Source organism: Seohaeicola saemankumensis (assembly GCF_042678485.1).
GTDB lineage: Bacteria > Pseudomonadota > Alphaproteobacteria > Rhodobacterales > Rhodobacteraceae > Seohaeicola > Seohaeicola saemankumensis.
In genome coordinates, this window is record NZ_JBHTKR010000005.1 from 103,977 (window position 1) to 121,284 (window position 17,308).

The window sequence follows — 17,308 nt, forward strand, 5'->3', positions numbered from 1 at the left end:
ACTGATGACATCTCCGGTAATTTCGCTGACTGACGCGGCCCTCTCGCTTGATGGGAACGCAGGCCGCGTGGACATCCTCCACGGCATCTCGCTGGATGTCCAGAAGGGTGAAACGCTGGGTCTTGTGGGGCCATCTGGGTCTGGCAAGTCGTCTCTCCTCATGCTGATGGGCGGGCTTGAGCGCGCCAGCGGTGGACGGATCACGGCCCTGGGTCAGGACCTGACCAACATGACCGAAGACCAGTTGGCCCGCTTCCGCAGGGATCATATGGGGGTGGTGTTCCAATCCTTCCACCTCATTCCCACGATGACCGCGCTGGAAAACGTGGCAACCCCGCTGGAACTGGCCGGGCACAAGGATGCTTTCGCCCGCGCCCGCGCCGAGCTTGAGGCCGTGGGCCTGGCCAGCCGCGCCGATCACTACCCCTCGCAGATGTCCGGGGGCGAACAGCAGCGCGTGGCGCTGGCGCGCGCCTCGGCGCCGCGGCCCCGCATCCTGCTGGCGGATGAGCCGACCGGCAACCTGGACGGCAGCAACGGCACCGCGATCATCGAGCTTCTGTTCGGGCTGCGCGACAAGCACGGGGCAACTTTGGTGCTTGTGACCCACTCGGACGAGCTGGCCGCACGCTGCGACCGTGTGATCCGCCTGCGCGACGGTCGCATCGACACGGACGCCGCCACCAAGGCCGAGGCCGCAGAATGAGCCTGAAGATCGCCGCACGTTTCGCCGCGCGGGAATTGCGTGGCGGGCTCAAGGGGTTTCGCATCTTCCTGGCCTGCCTGACGCTGGGCGTGGCGGCGATTGCCGCCGTGGGATCAGTGCGCTCCAGCATCGAGGCGGGCCTGGCCCGCGAAGGCGCGGCCATCCTGGGCGGCGATGCCGAGATTGATCTGACCTATCGCTTCGCCACGCCGGAAGAACGCGCCGTGCTGGACAGCCTTGCAAAAGCCGTGTCCGAGGTGACGGATTTCCGGTCGATGATCGTCAAGGGCCAGGGCGATACCGCCGAGCGCGGTCTGACACAGGTGAAATCCGTCGATGCGGCCTATCCGCTGATCGGTCAGGTCGAACTCTCGCCCGCGATGCCGCTGTCGCAGGCGCTGGCGGGGTCGGATGGCCTGCCCGGCGCCGTGGTGCATCCATTGCTGATCGACCGGCTGGGCCTTGCGGTCGGGGACACGTTCCGCCTGGGCACGCAGGATTTCCGCCTGGTGGCCGCAATCATGCGCGAACCCGATGCCGGCGCCGACGGCTTTGGGCTGGGGCCGCGCACGATCGTCGCCACGGATGCGCTTGCCAATGCGGGACTTCTGACCGCCGGATCGCTTTATTCCACCGAATACCGGATGCTTTTGCCCGAAGGCAGCGACCTTGACAGCTTGCGCGCGCAGGCCATGGCCGCGTTCGAGGGCGCGGGCGCACGTTGGCGCGACAGTCGCAATGGCGCGCCCAGCGTCGCGCGCTTTGTTGAACGGCTGGGGTCGTTCCTGATCCTGGTGGGCCTGTCCGGCCTGGCCGTGGGCGGCGTCGGCGTCTCGGCCGCGGTGCGCGCCTACCTGGCTGGCAAGACCAGCGTCATCGCGACCCTGCGGACGCTTGGCGCGGATCGTGCCACGATCTTCCAGACCTATTTCCTGCAGATCGGCGCGCTGAGCCTGTTGGGGATCGCCATGGGCCTGATCCTGGGCGCAGCGATACCGCTGGCGATAGGACCGTTTCTTGAAGCGCGCCTGCCGGTGCCTGCCGTCTTCACCATCCACCCCGCCCCCCTGCTGGAGGCGGCGATCTATGGCGCGCTGACGGCGCTGATCTTCACGCTCTGGCCCCTGTCGCGCACGGAAGAGGTGCGCGCGGCCACGCTGTTCCGCGATGCGCTCTCGTCAAGCCGGGTATTGCCGCCGCTGCGGATGCTCGTGGTGATCCTGCTGCTTCTGGCCGCATTGATCGGCACCGCCATGGCCTTTTCCGGTGCGGCGATGCTGACGCTATGGACCGCAGGCGGCATTCTGGGCGCCTTGCTGCTGCTGGTGCTCACCGCGTTTGGGGTGCGCGCCCTGACCAAACGCATGCGCGGCGCGGCCAGGGGCCGCCCGGTGCTGCGCTGGGCGCTGGCGGCCATCGGCGGACAGCGGGACGAAGCGACGTCTGTCGTGCTCTCCCTCGGGCTTGGCCTGTCGGTGCTGGCGGCCGTCGGCCAGATCGACGGGAACCTGCGCGGCGCGATCTCGCGCGATCTGCCGGATGTGGCGCCATCCTACTTTTTCGTCGATATCCAGCGCGACCAGATGCCCGCTTTCATGGAGCGGCTGGAAAATGATCCCGCCGTGTCGCGCATCGACAGCGCACCGATGCTGCGCGGCGTGATCACGCTGATCAACGACCGCCCCGCGCGCGAGGTGGCGGGCGATCACTGGGTGGTCACCGGCGACCGCGCGGTGACCTATGCCGGGGCCATGCCCGACGGCACGCGTATTCTTGCGGGCGAATGGTGGCCCGATGACTACGACGGTCCCCCGCAGATCAGCTTTGCCGAGGAAGAAGCCCGCGAGATGGGCATCGGCCTGGGCGACACGCTGACCATGAACGTACTGGGCCGCGACATCACCGGCACGATCACCAGCCTGCGTGAGGTGGATTTCTCCAGCGGCGGCATGGGCTTCGTTCTGACGATGAACGAACGCGCGCTGGCCGGCGCACCCCATACTTTCATCTCGACCGTCTATGCCGAGGAAGCCGCCGAGGCGCAGATCCTGCGCGACGTGGCGGGATCGGCCCCCAACATCACCGCGATCCGGGTGCGAGATGCCATCGATCAGGTGTCCGGGGTTCTGGCAGGGCTGGCCGCGGCCACATCCTATGGTGCGGCAGCGACACTGCTGACCGGCTTTCTGGTCCTGATCGGTGCCGCGGCGGCGGGCGAACGGGCCCGCACCTACGAGGCGGCCGTGCTCAAGACCCTCGGCGCCAGCCGTGGCCGTATCCTACGCAGCTTTGCCCTGCGCGCCGCCCTTCTGGGGGCGGCAGCGGGTGTCGTTGCCATCGGCGCCGGGATTGCGGGCGGCTGGGCGGTCAGCCATTACGTGATGCAGACAAGCTTTACCGTGATCTGGCCTTCCGCCATCGCCATCGTGCTGGGCGGCGTGCTGGCCACGCTTCTGTCCGGTCTTGCCTTTGCATGGCGCCCGCTTGCGGCGCGCCCGGCACAGGTGCTGCGGGCGAGGGAATAGGCGTCAGCCGTCCAGAATCCCCTGCGCGACAGCTCTGCCCGACATCAGCGCCCCATGCGTTGTGCCGAAATGGACAGACGCGCAGGCCTCGCCCGCGAACCACAGACGGCCATTCCAATCAGGCCCGGCCAAGGCCTGCCGCGCCGCGGGGCCCGTGCCCACGGCATTGAAACTGTAACTGCCAAGGCTGAACGGGTCCTGCGCCCAGCGTGTCACCTGCGCCGCGACGGGCGCGGGAAAGCGCGCGCCGAACATGGCGCGCAGCGCCTGGAGTGCTGCTGCAATCGTGGCCCGGTCATCCAGGCCTTCCAGCGATGCGGCGGCCTCTGCCGCGTTGAAGCCCAGCAAGACAGGCGCCTTCACGGCACGCGCCAGCGACACCCATTCACCCCAATACCCCGGCCTGGGACCAAGCCAGCCGATCCAGTGCACGTCATCCGGCCATGCCACGCGGTCGAAGCGCAACCAGCATTTGTTCAAAAGCCCCATTCCAAGCCCGTTGATCGCGGCCTGCCGCCCAGGCTTCAGGGCCTCGGCAAAGCGGATCCGTTCCGATTGCAGAACCCCCAGCGGGACGGTGCAGATCACGTGATCCGCCGCGATGCGCTGCCCGTCCATCAGACTTACCTGACCAGGCGCGATCATCGCCACGGGCGCGGACAGGCGGATGTCCAGACCGCGCGCCAGATGGGTGGTGATCTGGTCAAACCCCTGCGGAAACAGAACATCGGGTCCGCCGAACGCCGCGCTTTCTTGCCCATACCATGCCGAGAGCTGATGCGCCGGGCTGCCATAGTCCTGCTCCAGCTGGCTGTTGACCAGATACATTACCAAGCGGCGCTGTGCGGCGTCGGCCATTTGCCAGCCGGTCGATGCCTGCAGTGCGGCCAAGACCGAGGTGTCGGCGTCCAGCTGTCCGGTGGCGTCGATCGCGCGGCTCAGGATCGCCTGGGCCTGCTGGAGGTCCGGGTCGATCACCTGGCCGTCAAGGCCAAGCAGGAGTGCCGCGTCATAGCTGGTGGCGATCAGCCGCGCACCGGCGGCCTGCGCCAGCGGGGTCAGCGGGTTGCCCTGCCGCCCGTGGATCCAGCTTGCACCCAGATCCATGGGCAGATCCGGCCAGAGGCGCGAGGTATGTATGCGCCCACCAATGCGGGCGCGCGCCTCGATCACCGTGACCTGCTGCCCTGCATCCACCAGCATCCGCGCGGCGGCAAGACCGGCGATTCCCGCCCCGATCACAGCAATGCGGCGAGGCGCGGCATCGGCCCGCCGAGGGTACACAGGGGCAAGGCTTGCGGCGAGACCCGCCAGAAAGGGGCGGCGCGTCAGATGGTGGGGCATCGCATCACTCTTGACCAGTTGTGAACATTCAACCGCAAAACGCCGCCAAGGGTATCCCTGGCGGCGTTCCGGGCCCATGTCCCATGATGGGACATTTGGCAGGCCCTGCAATATCAGCGCGTTACAGGCTCGCGTTTACCGCTTTTGAACGCTTGGCCCTGTTTCGCGCCCTATTCAGCCGCTTCGGCGTAATCGCTCATCGGCGGGCAGGTGCAGACCAGGTGACGGTCGCCCCATGCGTTGTCCACGCGGTTGACCGGCGGCCAGTACTTGTCCACGCGGAACGCACCCGGCGGAAAGCAGCCCTGTTCGCGGGTATAGGGGCGATCCCAGTCGCCCACCAGATCCTCGACCGTGTGGGGCGCATTCTTCAGCGGGTTGTTCGCGGGGTCGATCCGCCCCTCCTCGATCGCGCGGATCTCGTCGCGGATCGCCAGCATCGCATCGCAGAAGCGGTCCAGCTCGGCCTTAGTCTCGGACTCGGTCGGCTCCACCATCAGGGTGCCTGCGACCGGCCAGCTCATCGTCGGAGCGTGGAAGCCGCAGTCGATCAGACGCTTGGCGATATCCTCGACCGTGACACCGGCGCTGTCGGCGAAGGGACGGACGTCGATGATGCACTCATGCGCGACCCGGCCTGTCGGACCCTTGTAGAGGATCTTGTAGGCCCCTTCGAGCCGCTTGGCGATGTAGTTCGCGTTCAGGATCGCGACGCGCGTCGCCTGTGTCAGGCCCTCGCCGCCCATCATCAGGCAATAGGCCCAGCTGATCGTGAGGATCGAGGCCGACCCGTAGGGCGAGCCGGACACCGGGCCCTCAGTGCCGCCGGTCATCGGATGGCCGGGCAGATAGGGCACCAGATGCGCCTTGACGCCGATGGGGCCCATGCCGGGACCCCCGCCGCCATGCGGGATCGCGAAGGTCTTGTGCAGGTTGAGGTGGCTGACATCGCCGCCCAGATCGCCGGGCCGCGACAGGCCCACCATGGCGTTCATGTTGGCCCCGTCGATATAGACCTGACCGCCGTAGTCATGGGTGATCTTGCAGACCTCGATCACGGTTTCCTCGAACACCCCATGGGTCGAGGGGTAGGTGATCATGCAGCCCGCCAGATTGGCCGCGTGCAGCTTGGCCTTGGCGCGGAAATCATCTAGGTCGATGTCGCCATTGTCCGAGGATTCCACCGGCACCACGGTCCAGCCCACCATCTGCGCGGAGGCCGGGTTGGTGCCATGCGCGTTCATCGGAATGAGGCAGATGTTGCGATGGCCCTGCCCCTGCGCGCGGTGCCATGCGGCGATGGTCAGAAGACCCGCATATTCACCCTGCGCGCCCGAATTGGGCTGCATCGACATGCCGTCATAGCCGGTGACCTGGCACAGCTTCTCGCTCAGATCCTGCACGATATGGGCATAGCCTGCGGCCTGTTCCATCGGCACGAACGGGTGCATGTCCGAGAATTCGGGCCAGCTGAGCGGCATCATCTCGGCGGCCGAGTTCAGCTTCATCGTGCAGCTGCCCAGCGGGATCATCGCGCGGTCCAGCGCAAGGTCGCGGTCTGCCAGACGGCGCATGTAGCGCATCATCTCGGTCTCGGCGCGGTTCATGTGGAAGACGCCATGGGTCAGATAGGGCGTCTGCCGCACCAGCGCATCGGGCAGCGCGTAGCCGGGGGCGATGCCTTCATCCTTGCGGGTGATGCCGAAGGCGCGCCACACGGCCTCGATCGTGGCGGGGCGGGTGACTTCGTCCAGCGTGATACCGATGCGGGTGCGACCCACGGCACGCAGGTTGATCCCCTCATCGACCGCCGATTTCATCACGGCCGCCTGCAGCGGGCCGACATCCACGGTGATCGTGTCGAAGAAATGCGTCTGCTCGACGGTAAAGCCCGCCTCGGTCAGCCCGCGTGCCAGGCGCACGGTCTTGCGGTGGATGCGTTGCGCGATGGCTTTCAGCCCTTCAGGCCCGTGGAACACGGCGTAGAACGAGGCCATGACCGCCAGCAGCGCCTGCGCGGTACAGACGTTCGAGGTGGCCTTTTCGCGGCGGATATGCTGCTCGCGGGTTTGCAGCGACAGACGGTAGGCGCGGTTGCCATGGCTGTCGATGGACACACCCACAAGACGGCCCGGCATGGCGCGCTTGAACGCGTCACGGCACGCCATATAGGCCGCGTGCGGGCCACCATAGCCCAGCGGCACGCCGAAACGCTGCGTGCTGCCCACGGCGATATCTGCGCCCATCGCGCCCGGTTCCTTGAGCAGGCAAAGCGCCAGCGGATCGGCGATCACGATGCCGATGGCCTTGGCGTCATGCAGCGCATCCATCTGCGCGGTGAAGTCGGTCAGGGTGCCGCAAGTGCCGGGGTACTGGAAGATCGCGCCGAACACGCGGTCAGCCTCAAGAGCTTCGGGCGCACCCACGATCACCTCGATCCCAAGGGGTGCGGCGCGGGTCTGGATCACGGCAATGTTCTGCGGGTGGCAGTTTTCATCGACGAAGAACGCGGTCGCCTTGGATTTGGCCACACGCTGCGCCATGGTCATGGCCTCGGCCGCCGCTGTCGCCTCATCCAGAAGCGAGGCATTGGCAATCTCAAGCCCGGTCAGGTCGCTGACCATGGTCTGATAGTTCAGAAGCGCTTCCAGACGGCCCTGGCTGATTTCGGGCTGATAGGGCGTATAGGCCGTGTACCAAGCCGGATTTTCCAGGATGTTGCGCTGGATCGCGGGCGGCGTGACGGTGCCGTGAAAGCCCTGACCGATCAGGCTGGTCAGCACCGTGTTGCGCTTGCCGACCTGACGCATGTGATAGAGCAATTCGCGCTCGGACCGGGGCTTTTCGAATTCCAGCGGCTCTTTCTGCCGGATCGCGGCGGGCAGCGTGTCATCGATCAACGCCCCCAGATCGGCAGCGCCGACCACCTTGAGCATATCCGCCATCTCGGCCGGAGACGGCCCGATATGGCGGCGGTTGGCAAAGTCATACGGCAGATAGTCGGTCGGCTTGAAGCTCATCGCCCGGATCCCTTACTGTTCGATAACATGGCGTCAACGGGCGCTTGCACGCCCGCTTTGGGCCGGCCCCGCGGATCAGCCGCGAAGCTCTGGCCGGGTGGAAACTGTCAATCCACCAGTTGCTTGTATTCGTCCTCATCCATGAACTGATCCAGAGCGGACAGGTCATCGATCTTCATCTTGAAGAACCACGCAGCCCCCATCGGGTCTTCGTTGACCTTGCTGGGTTCGTCCACGATGGCTTCGTTGATCTCGACGATCTCGCCATCCAGCGGTGCGGCGATGTCCGAGGCAGCCTTGACGCTTTCGATCACAACGATCTCGTCACCCGCGGCAACCATTGTACCGACCTCGGGCAGTTCCACGAACACCACGTCCCCCAGTTGCGTACTGGCATGTTCGGTGATCCCGACCACGACCAGATCGCCCTCGACGCGCAGCCATTCATGATCTTCTGTGTATTTCATCGCTCTGGTCCCTCTTGGTTGGCGCTGATGTCATCGTTTGAAATTCGCGGGTGTGAAGGGCAACGCAACCACTGTCACTGGCAGCCGCTTGCCGCGAACATCCCCGTAAAGCCCTGTGCCCTGGGCCGCATGATCCCGCAGGACCAGCCCCATGGCAACCGGCGCGCCCACTGTCGGGCCGAAACCGCCCGACGTGATGTGACCAACCGGATCGCCGCCCTCGGGGGCGGCGTAAAGTGCCACGCCTTCGCGCATCGGCGCGCGGCCCTCGGGGCTCAGGCCGACGCGGGCGCGCGGCGCGCCACCGTCAAGCTCGGCCAGAATCCGCGCCGCGCCGGGAAAACCGCCTTGCCTTGCGCCGCCTGTGCGCCGCACCTTCTGGATCGCCCAGCTCAAACCCGCCTCCACCGGCGATGTGCCAGCGTCGATGTCATGGCCATAAAGGCACAGCCCCGCCTCAAGCCGCAGCGAATCCCTTGCGCCAAGGCCGATGGCCTCGACCCGCGCATCTGTCAGCAGGCGTCGCGCCAGGGCTTCCGCCGCTTCGGCCGGCACCGAAATCTCGAACCCGTCCTCGCCGGTATAGCCCGACCGCGACACCCAGCAATCGGCGCCTTCCAGCACCAGATCCGCCACATCCATGAAACGCATCGCCCGCACATGATCGTTGAGGCCCGCCAGCACATCCTCGGCCAATGGCCCCTGCAAGGCCAGCAGCGCCCGATCCTCGATCACCTCCAGCGTGACATCAGCGGGAAGGCCCGCGCGCATCAGGGCGATATCGGCCGCCTTGCAGGCGGCGTTGATCACCACGAACAGGTGATCGCCCCGGTTGGCCAGCATCAGATCATCCTCGATCCCGCCAGCATCATTGGTGAAAAACCCATAGCGCTGCCGGTTCAGGCCAAGCCCCGCGATATCGACGGGCACCAGCGCCTCGAACGCCTGCGCCACCGCCGCGTAGGACGGCCCGCGCAGGATCACCTGGCCCATGTGGCTGACATCGAAAAGCCCTGCTGCGGCGCGGGTGTGCAGATGTTCCTTCATCACGCCCAGCCCGTACTGGACCGGCATGGAATAGCCCGCGAAAGGCACCATCTTTGCGCCAAGTTCGGTGTGCAGCGCCTCAAGCGGCAGGTGCAAAAGCTCGCTCATCGTATCCCCTTCGATGCGCCGCGCTGACAGTTCTGAAACAATCATCCGGCATCCGTCACCCGCGCGATCCGCAGGTCTTGATGCCCCCTCTGTCCTGTTGCCTGAGATCGTTATCCCGTCGGCGGACGCGCAGGGCGCCACTCTCCAGAGTTTTTCCTGTCTGACCGGTCCTTGGGCCTGAGAGTTTCCGGGGCGGTTGCTCCTTCGGCACCGGTTTCCCGGTTCTCCCGATCTGACATCTTCACGCTTAGCCGAGTCGCATCACCCCGACAAGTGGTCGTTTTCGGATCGCGCCCGCAAAAGGGACTTTCAAGCGCGACAGGCGACAGGCTGCATGATTTCCAGCAGACGTGAATTGCCGCAGACCAGCGCATCCAGCGTGATGTCGTCAAGATGGGCATAAAAGGCTTCGGCCGCATCGGCCACCGCGATCCGCAACCGGCAGGCTTCGACCAGCGGGCAGGTGTTGTCCACATCGGCAAAGCATTCGGTCAGTGGCACCTGGCTTTCCAGCGCGCGAAAGACATCCCCGATGCGGATATCGGCCATCGGCCGACCCAGCATCACCCCGCCTTTGCGCCCGCGCTGTGTATGCAGGTAACCCAACTGCCCCAACTGGTTGATCACCTGCGCCAGATGGTTCTCGGAGGTATTGCAACATTGCGCGATCTCGGATTTCGTGACCAGGCGGTCCTGATGCGCCGCGCAATACATCAGCACCCGCATGGCAAGATTGGTTCTTTTCGTGATACGCATGGCAGCCTCATCCCTCTTTGTGGGCGCGGCCCAGAATGCCCGCATTCCACGGCACGGGGTTTGACATGGATCAACAGGACCGGATTACTTGCATGAAAGATGTGTTTTTCTTTGGCTATGGCTCGCTGGTCAACCGCGCCACGCATGATTACCGGCAGGCCCGCGCCGCAACCCTGCCCGGCTGGCGGCGCGCCTGGCGGCATACCGCCCTGCGGCCCGTGGCCTTCCTGACAGCCGAACCCGATCCCGTCACCACCATCGAGGGGCTGATCGCCACCGTGCCGGGGGCGGACTGGACCGCCCTTGATGCGCGCGAGGCCGCCTATGACCGCCATCCGGTCTGCGATGACGTGCGGCATGATCTGTCACCGCGCCCGCCCGTGTCAGTTTATGCGATCCCGCAGGATCGCCAGCGCGCCCCGACCGAGGCCTATCCGGTTCTGCTCAGCTATCTCGACGTCGTGGTGCAGGGCTATGCACGCGAATTCGGCCCCGAGGGCGTGGCGCGTTTCTTCGCCACCACAACCGGATGGGAGGCGCCGATCCTTGATGACCGCGCGTCCCCCGTCTATCCGCGCCACCAGCGGCTGACCACAGCCGAACGCGCCATGACCGACGCCCATCTGGACCGTCTGGGCGCACGGATCATCACCGCGCGCCCGGCCGGTCTGTAAGCCATCCATTTCTTCTTGCCTGAAATATCCTCGGGGGGGATCGTCGAACTCTGTTCGACGTGGGGGGCAGACAGCCCCCCTTCCCCGGCCCGCAAGGATCACCCCCGCGCGCGGATCACCTGCAACAGCGGCATCAACGCGCCCATGTCGGGCCCATGCGCCTGACCGGTCAGCGCCAGGCGCAGCGGCATGAACAGCCCCTTGCCCTTGCGGCCTGTCGCCTCTTTCACGGCTGCGGTCCACTGACCCCAGGTCTGGTCGTCGAACGGGCCTTCGGGCAGCAGCGCCAGGGCCTGCGCCACGAAGTTGCGATCTTCCTCGGCGATCACCGGCGCGGCCCCGTCACGGCAGAGCGCCCACCATCCGGCCAGATCGGCGCGGGTGGTGATGTTGTCGCGCGCCACCTCCCAGAACCGAGGGGCCAGCGCCGCAGGCACCCCCAACGCGGCCAGATCGGCGGACACTGCCTCAAGCGGCAGCGTCTGCAGATGTTTCGCGGTCAGCGGGAACAGGTCCTGCTCATCGAACTTCGTCGGGGCCGCGCCAAAGCGGGTGATGTCGAAGCCCTCGATCAGCTCATCCATGTTGCCGCGCAATTCGACCGGGTCCGACGATCCCAGCCGCGCCATCAGCGACAGCAGGGCCATCGGCTCCACGCCCTGCGCGCGCAGGTCCTTGATCGACAGCGCGCCCAGCCGTTTCGACAGCGCCTCGCCCTGCGGGCCGGTCAGCAGCGAATGATGGGCAAAGCTGGGCACGGCGCCACCCAGCGCCTGGATGATCTGGATCTGGGTCGCCGTATTGGTCACATGGTCCGAGCCGCGCACGATATGGGTGACACCCATGTCCGTGTCATCCACGACCGAGGCCAGCGTATAAAGCACCTGCCCATCCGCACGGATCAGCACCGGGTCCGAGACCGAGGCCGCATCGATCGAGATCGGCCCAAGGATGCCATCGGTCCATTCGATCCGTTCCTGATCCAGCTTGAAGCGCCAGTAGCCCTCGCGCCCCTCGGCGCGAAAGGCGGCCTTCTGATCCTCGGTCAGACCCAGATGCGCGCGGTCATAGACCGGAGGTTTACCCATGTTCAGCTGTTTCTTGCGCTTGAGGTCCAGCTCGGTCGGGGTCTCGAACACCTCGTAGAAGCGGCCCATGGCGCGCAGGCTGTCAGCGGCCTCGGCATAGCGGTCAAGGCGCAGCGACTGCCGCTCGATCCGGTCCCATTCCAGACCCAGCCATTCCAGGTCGCGCTTGAGCTGGTCGACATATTCCTCTTTCGACCGTTCCTGATCCGTGTCGTCGATCCGCAGGATGAAGGTACCGCCTGATTTGCGGGCGATCAGGTAGTTCATCAGCGCGGTGCGCAGGTTGCCCACATGGATGTAGCCTGTGGGCGATGGGGCGAAACGGGTCGTGGTCATGGGGACATCTCCTGTTGGCTCGTCCTCTGTCACAGGCCGGGGCATTTGTCCAGAAATCGCCGCGCGCGGCGGCTTTGACGCATAAAGGCACATCACGTGATCGCGAGCGCACAACCATCGGAAGACAGACGTGCTATCTTGTCGCGTGCAACAACATCAGGAGGACCTCGATGACCAAGATCAACATGTCCCGCCGTTCCGTTCTGGCCAGCGCCGCAGCCCTGCCGCTGGCAGGCGTTGCCGCCACCGGAGCCAAGGCGGCCGCCCCGCTGATGGGTGCGTCGCGCGCACCCTACAACCGTATCAAGCTGGGTGGCTTCGATGTCACCTCGCTGCTGGCGGGCACCCGCACCGTGCCGGATCCGAACACGATCTTCGGCCTGAACGTCACGCCCGAGGAATTCGCAGCCGCCTCCGATGCCGCGCTAATTCCGACCGATAAATCGCAGTTCTTCTTCACACCCACCGTGATCAATACCGGCGCGGAACTGGTGCTGTTCGACACCGGCCTGAACGGCGCGGGCATCACCGCGGCGCTGGCGGCCGCAGGCTATACGCCCGACCAGATCGATGTGGTCGTGCTGACCCACATGCATGGCGATCACATCGGCGGCCTGATGACCGATGGCGCCCCGACCTTCCCGAATGCGCGCTATGTAACCGGGTCGGCAGAGTTCGACCACTGGAACGGCACCGACAATGAGGGCTTTGCCAACAACGTCCGCCCGATGGCCGAAAAGACCGAGATGATCGGCGACGGCGGCACTGTCGCATCGGGCATCACCAGCATGGCGGCCTTCGGCCACACGCCCGGTCACATGACCTACATGATCGAAAGCGAAGGCCAGCAACTGGTGCTGGGCGCCGATTTCGCCAACCACTATGTCTGGTCGCTGGCCCATCCCGATTGGGAAGTGCGCTTCGACATGGACAAGCAGGCTGCCGCAGCGACACGCCGCAGCATCCTTGGCATGCTGGCCGCAGACCGCATTCCCTTCATCGGTTACCACATGCCCTTCCCGGCACTGGGGTATGTCGAAGCGCGCGGCGAAGGCTTCCACTACGTTCCTGCAAGTTACCAGTTCGTGATGGACAGCTGATCCAGAGTACCAAGACGTTACCGGCTGTCCGGAACGGCGCGCCATCCTCCCTCGGGGGTGGCGCGTTTTTTTTAATGGCTTGCCGCGTCAGACCGATGCGATGAACCGCGCCGCGACGGAGCCGCTCATATGGGTGATCCGCCCGCCCGCGATGGTGGCGCCGACATGACCTGTGTGGTCCATGACCACCAGATCGGCGCGCAGGCCGGGCAGCAATGCGCCGCGATCCGCCAGCCCCAGCAGCCGCGCGGGTCCCGCCGCGACCAGATCCCAGGCCGCTGGCAGGCCAAGCGTATCCGCCAGCATCAGCGCCGCCTGTCGCGGTGCCGGGTAGTGATAGTCCGAGGCAAGCGCATCGCAGAGCCCATGCGCGACCAGATCGGACGCAGAAACATTGCCGGAATGCGAGCCGCCCCGCACCACATTGGGCGCGCCCAGCACGATCCTGTCGCCCCCCGCCCGCGCCGCTTCGGCGGCGATGCGGGTTTCGGGAAATTCCGACACCGCTGCACCGCGCCCGCGCCAATCGCGGCGCGCCTCGGCCGTGGCATCGTCATGACTGCCCAGAATCGCGCCCATCGCCTGCAATTGCGCGCTCAGGTCGTTCAACGCCGTTGGTACCTGCGCGGACTGATCATGCAGCTGTTGCATCAGGCGCAGGTGTTCATCCGGGCTACGCCCGCTTTTCAACGCCTGCCCTGTCAGACGCGGCGGGCGTTTGCCTGCCGACAGGGCCGCATGGGGCAGGTGGTCGTTGAACACGACATAGCCTATTGCGTACCGCGCGACGGTGTCCGCGATGGCGGGATAATCCGCCAACAGATGCGTCTCGACCCGCAATTGCGCGCGCAGGTCGGTGCCAAGCCCGCGATGCGCCGCCAGCACCTCCAGCAAGCGCCGCGCGAAGTCCGGCCCGCGCATCCCGCCTTCCCAGCTCCAGAACTGCGCCAGCACGGCCGTCGTGATCCCGTTCGCGGCCAGCTCGGCCTCGGCCGACGCAAGCCCCTGCCCCAGATCACGCATCGCACCACGCCGCGGGGCCAGATGCCGCTCGAACCCGTCCCCGTGCACGTCGACGATACCGGGCAGCACGCGGAACCCCGTCAGATCGACCCGGCGCGGTTGCGGGTCCGCCACGATCCGCCCCCCGGCCAGCGACAGCGGCACATGGTCAAGGCCACCGGGCAGCAACACCTCGGCCCCGGTCAGGGTCAGGGCCAGCGCCCCGGTCATTCCAGCACCGGCAGCGCCATCACCGCCTGACCCCATGTGATCGAGCGATCGAAGGCGCCATGGCGCAGGAACGCCAGCGTCTGCGCGATCACCAGCGGGTTGTTCATCATGAAGGTATGGGTGACATGCAGCACGATATGATCGGCCATGCCTTCGACCTTGGTCGTCTCGACCGACACCTTGCCATCGTCCGGCCCGTCGATCATCGCCGAAAAGACCGGGTTCAGCGACCTGTCCCCCGCGATCACGCCAAGATCGAAATCCACCGGCGGCAAATGCGCCGGCACCCCTTTTGCACCCGTGCGCAACTGCTTGCCGGCGGGCCCGTTCAGCCAGCCGAATGCCTCCAGATCGCCCATCGCGTCGACCAGCTCGGATCCGGCATTCGGCGGGGCCAGCATGACAACCCGGCCCAGCCGTTCCGGCCGGTTTGCGGTCATCCAGACGCGCGTCAGGATACCCCCCATCGAATGGGTGACGATATGAATGGTCCGGTCGCCACAGGCCGCAATCGCGCCCGGCAGCACCTGCGTCGCCAGATTGATGATCGTTTCCTCGGTCGAGGGATAGCCGGGATTGACCACCTTGAAGCCTTCGGCCTCGAACACCTCCTCCATCAGCAGAAAAGAGGCTTCGGTGCGGGCCAGACCATGCAGCATGATCACACAGTCCCCGGCCTGCGCGCCCTCACCCGCGGACAGGGGTTGCGCGGCCGGGGCCTGTGACAGGCTCAGCATGGCCAGAAAAGATGCGATGGCGTATTTCAGTGGATGGCGTTTCATGCCAGACAGATAGTCGCCTTTGCCACGCTGCAAAAGCCCAATCCGCCCGAGGTCAGATGCCGCAGCCAAGACTTGCCACACGCGCCGTGATCCTGCACGACAACCGGCTTTTGCTGGTCAATGCCTATCGCGATCCCGGATCGGACCTGTGGTGCGCGCCAGGCGGCGGGGCCGAGATGGGCCAGTCGCTGCCGGACAACCTGGCCCGCGAGGTGCATGAGGAAACCGGGCTGACCATCCGCGTCGGCCCGCCCTGCCTGGTGAACGAGTTTCACGATCCCGCGGGCGGCTTTCACCAGGTCGAGGTGTTCTTTCGCGCCACCATCACCGCTGGCCGGTTGACCGAAGACTGGATCGACCCCGAAGGCATCGTCAGCCGACGCCGCCTTGTCACGCGCGAAGAGATGCAGGGTCTGCGGTTCAAGCCCGACAGCCTGCCGCATGTCGCCTGGGCACGGGGCTTCGGCTATGACCCGCTGGAACTGATCCTCCCAGGCTGAGGCCGAAGGGCCGTGCGCGGTTCAGTCCAGCGGCAGACCAAGGGGATAGATCAGATCAGCAGTCACCCCGGCCATGCCCGGCCGGATCGGATAGAGCAATGTGCGCCCCGGTTCCGATGGCGTCACAAGGTTCTGCGCCGCGACATCGGAAAAGCCGAAGCGCCGGAACCAGACGGGATCGCCCACCACGGTCACGGCCTTGGCCCGGTTCTGCCGGGCAAGATCCAGCCCCTGGCGCACCAGCTCATCCTCGATCCCGCGCTTGGCACGCCGCGGATGCACGGCCAGCGTCGCAAGGGACCACCATCCCGCCGGACTTTCGTGCCGCGCAAAGCCAAGATAGCCCTGGATGGTCAGCCCCTCGACCCAGATGAGTTCCAGCGGCATGTCACCGACATCGCGCAAGGTGTCCAGCAGATCGGCCCGTTCGGCCCCACCGTAACAGCTGATCAGCAACGCGCGCAGTGCATCGCGGTCTTCTGGAAGCACATATCGCAGGCTCATGGATCGACCCCTTCCCGTTTTCGGCGCGTCACGCGCGCGCCCGCAGCGATGTGATCCGGCACAAGGACGCCGTGCCACAAGTCAGGCCGGCTGGCCAACAGGTTGCAGGGGATAACAAACCGTTGAGATGCCCGAAAATCAGGCGGCTTTGCCCGGCTTCTGCACCTTTTTCACCCCGGACAGCGCCGCCAGGGCCACGCCGCCCAGAACCAGCGCCGACGCCAGGATGAAACGCAGGCTCATGCCCTCGCCCAGCAGGGCAAGGCCGCCCAGCGCAGCAATCACCGGCACGCAAAGCTGGGCCACCGCCGCGCGCGATGCACCAAGCGCGGGCAGCACGGCATACCACAGCGCATAGCCGCAACCCGATGTCACAGCCCCCGACAGGATCGCCAGCACCGCGCCCTGGGCCGTGACGGTATCGGGCAGCAGCGCAAACAGGATCAGCCCCAGGGGCGTGGCCAGGACAAAATTGCCGGCCGTGGCGCGCAGGGGATCTGTCGCCCCCCGGCCCAGCAGGGAATAGATGCCCCAGCCCAGCGCCGCCGCCGCCATCAACGCGGCCCCCAGCGGATCGGGTGCCGTGGTTCCGGCCGGCCACAGCAGCCAGGCCAGGCCGCACATCGCAAGACCAGCCCCGGCCCAGCGCCGGACAGGCACCGCCTCGCGCAGGATCAGCGCACCCGCGAACATGGTGATCTGCACGCCGCCGAACAGGATCAGCGCACCCACCCCGGCGGGCAGGCTGACATAGGCAAAGGAAAACCCCAGCACGTAAAGCGCAAGGCTGCCTGCGCCCGCGGGATCAAGCCGCGGCCGCCATCCGCCGCCCCGCGCCGCCACCAGAAGCCACAGGCACAGCGCGCCCGAAGCCAGGCGGATCGCCGCGAAGGCGGCAGGGCCGGTCGTGCCATCCTCAAGCGCCATGCGGTTGAGGATGGAGTTCGCGGCAAAGGCCAGCATGGTCAGGGCGGTCAGAAGGAATAGGCGCATGGCGCATCGCTACCGCATCGGCGCGCGGGACAGAAGACGCAAAGCGCGCAACCTGTGCGTGACACCCCCAACCGCAGCGACGCTTGATCCACAAGCACGGGCCGGTCTAGGCTGGAGTTCACTTT

15 protein-coding genes and 1 riboswitch are annotated in these 17,308 nt (G+C 66.1%); of the genes, 5 read left to right on the forward strand and 10 right to left on the reverse strand.

The genetic code is table 11. The annotated features are described in order from the left end of the window. Window positions 1-4 precede the first annotated feature (4 nt). The gene (locus ACFQ3C_RS12765) at window positions 5-706 is read left to right on the forward strand and encodes an ABC transporter ATP-binding protein (RefSeq protein ID WP_380792368.1); all 702 of its coding nucleotides are present in this window, start codon (window positions 5-7) and stop codon (window positions 704-706) included. After that, window positions 703-3,231 (forward strand): ABC transporter permease, encoded by a 2,529-nt coding sequence (locus ACFQ3C_RS12770; protein WP_380792371.1) that lies wholly within the window; start codon window positions 703-705, stop codon window positions 3,229-3,231. Before ACFQ3C_RS12765 ends, ACFQ3C_RS12770 begins: the two co-directional genes overlap by 4 nt. A gap of 3 nt (window positions 3,232-3,234) precedes the next feature. Here the strand turns inward: ACFQ3C_RS12770 and ACFQ3C_RS12775 are convergent, their stop codons facing one another. The 5 genes from ACFQ3C_RS12775 to ACFQ3C_RS12795 all read right to left on the reverse strand — a co-directional run bounded on the left by ACFQ3C_RS12775 (window position 3,235) and on the right by ACFQ3C_RS12795 (window position 9,973). Then, window positions 3,235-4,575, reverse strand: a complete 1,341-nt coding sequence (locus tag ACFQ3C_RS12775; RefSeq protein WP_380792374.1) for a flavin monoamine oxidase family protein — start codon at window positions 4,573-4,575, stop codon at window positions 3,235-3,237. A gap of 170 nt (window positions 4,576-4,745) precedes the next feature. Continuing rightward, window positions 4,746-7,595: an aminomethyl-transferring glycine dehydrogenase gene (gene gcvP / locus ACFQ3C_RS12780; protein ID WP_380792377.1), complete on the reverse strand. Its 2,850-nt coding sequence runs from the start codon at window positions 7,593-7,595 to the stop codon at window positions 4,746-4,748. 107 nt (window positions 7,596-7,702) lie between these two features. Then, entirely contained in the window at window positions 7,703-8,062 is a 360-nt protein-coding gene (gene gcvH, locus ACFQ3C_RS12785) for a glycine cleavage system protein GcvH (RefSeq protein WP_380792380.1), read from the reverse strand. A 30-nt stretch (window positions 8,063-8,092) separates the two neighbouring features. Further along, a complete protein-coding gene (gcvT, locus tag ACFQ3C_RS12790) occupies window positions 8,093-9,217 on the reverse strand; it encodes a glycine cleavage system aminomethyltransferase GcvT (RefSeq protein WP_380792383.1) in 1,125 nt (374 codons plus the stop codon). A 155-nt stretch (window positions 9,218-9,372) separates the two neighbouring features. Then, window positions 9,373-9,457, reverse strand: a riboswitch (glycine riboswitch). Window positions 9,458-9,526: 69 nt separating this feature from the next. Then, the gene (locus tag ACFQ3C_RS12795) at window positions 9,527-9,973 is read right to left on the reverse strand and encodes an RrF2 family transcriptional regulator (protein ID WP_380792386.1); all 447 of its coding nucleotides are present in this window, start codon (window positions 9,971-9,973) and stop codon (window positions 9,527-9,529) included. Window positions 9,974-10,065: 92 nt separating this feature from the next. Between ACFQ3C_RS12795 and ACFQ3C_RS12800 the strand changes: the two genes are divergently transcribed. Then, window positions 10,066-10,647 carry a gamma-glutamylcyclotransferase family protein gene (locus ACFQ3C_RS12800; RefSeq protein WP_380792389.1) on the forward strand — a complete coding sequence of 194 codons (582 nt, stop codon included), beginning with the start codon at window positions 10,066-10,068 and terminating at the stop codon, window positions 10,645-10,647. A gap of 98 nt (window positions 10,648-10,745) precedes the next feature. On the opposite strand, the gene gltX is transcribed toward ACFQ3C_RS12800, so the two are convergent. Continuing rightward, window positions 10,746-12,071: a glutamate--tRNA ligase gene (gene gltX, locus ACFQ3C_RS12805; protein ID WP_380792392.1), complete on the reverse strand. Its 1,326-nt coding sequence runs from the start codon at window positions 12,069-12,071 to the stop codon at window positions 10,746-10,748. Window positions 12,072-12,241: 170 nt separating this feature from the next. Here gltX and ACFQ3C_RS12810 point away from each other — a divergent pair, with 170 nt between their 5' ends. Further along, complete coding sequence (locus ACFQ3C_RS12810) at window positions 12,242-13,171, forward strand: MBL fold metallo-hydrolase (protein ID WP_380792395.1); 930 nt, start codon at window positions 12,242-12,244, stop codon at window positions 13,169-13,171. 87 nt (window positions 13,172-13,258) lie between these two features. Here ACFQ3C_RS12810 and ACFQ3C_RS12815 read toward each other — a convergent pair whose 3' ends face one another. Both ACFQ3C_RS12815 and ACFQ3C_RS12820 read right to left on the reverse strand, forming a co-directional pair. Then, window positions 13,259-14,404, reverse strand: coding sequence for an alpha-D-ribose 1-methylphosphonate 5-triphosphate diphosphatase (locus tag ACFQ3C_RS12815; protein WP_380792398.1), 1,146 nt, complete (start codon window positions 14,402-14,404; stop codon window positions 13,259-13,261). Beyond that, window positions 14,401-15,186 carry an esterase/lipase family protein gene (locus tag ACFQ3C_RS12820; protein ID WP_380792401.1) on the reverse strand — a complete coding sequence of 262 codons (786 nt, stop codon included), beginning with the start codon at window positions 15,184-15,186 and terminating at the stop codon, window positions 14,401-14,403. The genes ACFQ3C_RS12815 and ACFQ3C_RS12820 overlap by 4 nt, the downstream gene beginning before the upstream one ends. 56 nt (window positions 15,187-15,242) lie before the next feature. On the opposite strand from ACFQ3C_RS12820, the gene ACFQ3C_RS12825 reads away from it, so the two are divergent. Next, the gene (locus ACFQ3C_RS12825; RefSeq protein WP_380792404.1) at window positions 15,243-15,686 is read left to right on the forward strand and encodes an NUDIX domain-containing protein; all 444 of its coding nucleotides are present in this window, start codon (window positions 15,243-15,245) and stop codon (window positions 15,684-15,686) included. A gap of 21 nt (window positions 15,687-15,707) precedes the next feature. Here ACFQ3C_RS12825 and ACFQ3C_RS12830 read toward each other — a convergent pair whose 3' ends face one another. Both ACFQ3C_RS12830 and ACFQ3C_RS12835 read right to left on the reverse strand, forming a co-directional pair. Then, window positions 15,708-16,190, reverse strand: coding sequence for a GNAT family N-acetyltransferase (locus ACFQ3C_RS12830; protein WP_380792407.1), 483 nt, complete (start codon window positions 16,188-16,190; stop codon window positions 15,708-15,710). Window positions 16,191-16,328: 138 nt separating this feature from the next. Then, window positions 16,329-17,183, reverse strand: coding sequence for a DMT family transporter (locus ACFQ3C_RS12835; RefSeq protein ID WP_380792410.1), 855 nt, complete (start codon window positions 17,181-17,183; stop codon window positions 16,329-16,331). Between the last annotated feature and the right edge of the window lie 125 nt (window positions 17,184-17,308).